This is a genomic window from Psychromonas sp. (assembly GCF_983033635.1).
In genome coordinates, this window is sequence record NZ_CEZLMY010000101.1 from 3,616 (window position 1) to 5,622 (window position 2,007).

Below are 2,007 nucleotides of genomic sequence, written 5' to 3' on the forward strand. Positions count from 1 at the left end.
GGACAAACTCAGCGTGGATTTGACCTGGACGCAAAAACTCGGCGATGCTTTTTTGCAGGATGAGCCCGCGCTGCTTAGCAGTATCCAGTCATTAAGACGGCAAGCCGATGCAGCAGACAGTTTGTCAGAAATGGATAATATGTCGGTCACACGGGTTGAACAGCATATTATTATCGAGCCTGCGGAAAAAGAGATTATTTACGTTCCCTATTACGATTCGCGAGTCGTATATGGTCACTGGCAGTGGTATAGCCACCCGCCCGTATATTGGACACCTTATCCCTATTATATACCACATCTGCATGGTCACTTTTATTGGGGCAGTGCAGTGCATATCTCTTTCGATTATTACTTCAGCACGTTTAACTGGCGGCAGCGGCATATCGTTGTCGTTAATCATCACAACTCGCACTATTACCGTCATCGAGAACGGATAGTGACCAGTCACGGTGCGCAGCGTTGGATACATAAACCTCAACATCGCCGGGGCGTTTCCTATCACAGTGAGAATCTTAAACAGCGTTATAACCGCCACTACCCGGAGAGGGCGCAGGTTGATCGGATTCAAAATAAGCTTAGGGAACAACGAACCGACAGGAAAATGAAGTACAGTGGGGCGCATAACAGTCGAAAATTAGCAACCGAAAATAGGCCGCGAATTAAAAAGCGCGAGCAGTCGCCTGCTAATAATATGCACCAGCCTTTACTAAATAAGCAGCATAACGCAGTACCGCGTAATCAGCGGGGAGATACAAAAAATCATTATCAAAGTCAGGGGGAAGGAAAAAGGCAGAAGCAGATGAAAAGTGAGAAAATACAGCGCAATCGGCATCAATCCGGGCAGAACCAAGAGCATAAATAGCTACCCTGGTATAATGAGCAGCGCAGTCGATAAAGGTTCTTTTTAAGGAAGAAATAAGGAGGGAAATGTAGAATGCTTGTCCTACTCAACACATCAAATAAGAGATCTGTCTTGCGAGTATTCATTTTTCAAGCGCAGGACGAGATCACTTTTTTAATGCACTTGCTATTTTATTACCGATAAAGTGCTATCCATTTTTTGTGAAAATGAGGTTGAAATTAAAGATGAAAAAGTCAATTAGCGATTAATGTTGCTGGCCCTTCTGACTGGGTGTGTGACTCGTCAAAATGCAACAACGGGTGAAAAGGAAACCAATAGAACGACGATGGCTGCCGTTGGTGGAGCGATTACAGGGGCGCTTGCAGGTGCTGCAACAGGTAAGAAAAATGGCGCGTTAGGTGGCGCCGCCATCGGCGGGGGGATTGGTTATTACTTTGATCAGCAGGAAGCCGCATTACGCAAAGAGTTATTAGACTCCGGCGTGCAGGTCATACGTGTTGGTGAAAATGAGCTGCAGCTTATTATGGCGCGTGGGATTGGTTTAGAGACGGGCAGTTATCAGTTAAGCGGCAGTATTTTCCCAACCTTAAATGGGGTTGCCAAGATACTTAATGAGTATCCGAAATCATCATTAAGAATCATCGGCCATACAGATAGCGTTGGTAGTTCGGAGTCAAATTTAACCCTGTATGAGCGTCGTGCTGAATCTGTTGGTAACTACCTTATTAGACAAAACGTAAAATAAGGCCGTCTAAGTACGACAGGTTATGGCGAACGCCGCCCGGTTGCAGGTAACGATACGGTCGAGGGACGTGCAGCAAACCGTCGTGTAGAAATCAGTATCACAGCGCATTAATTATTGGCAGAAAGTGCTGATTTGAGCAAGTAAACCGAAGCCGGAGATCTGCGCTGCTTCGGTTTTTTGTAATATTTTATCCCCTATTTTCTATCCCATATCGTGACTAAAATTACAGCAGGCTTTGTTCCGTGAGCAAAGCCTCTGAATGAGCCTTTGGAGTAGAATAGGCCGCGAGCTTATCTGGAAGGGAATAACCTAGTAGGGCTCAACATTGACATGTACTCTTATTTTCTTGCCCGGGCGATGATTCATGCGAGTTTTATATTCATTGCCGTGATAACGGTAC

The 2,007-nt window shown here is 45.4% G+C and carries 2 protein-coding genes; both read left to right on the forward strand.

The window, feature by feature from the left end; translation table 11 throughout:
• On the forward strand, positions 1 to 862 hold an 862-nt coding region (locus AC4GME_RS12665), incomplete at its 5' end, for a DUF3300 domain-containing protein (RefSeq protein ID WP_490379501.1).
• 247 nt (positions 863 to 1,109) lie between these two features.
• Entirely contained in the window at positions 1,110 to 1,607 is a 498-nt protein-coding gene (locus AC4GME_RS12670) for an OmpA family protein (RefSeq protein ID WP_490377670.1), read from the forward strand.
• The last annotated feature ends 400 nt before the right edge of the window (positions 1,608 to 2,007 follow it).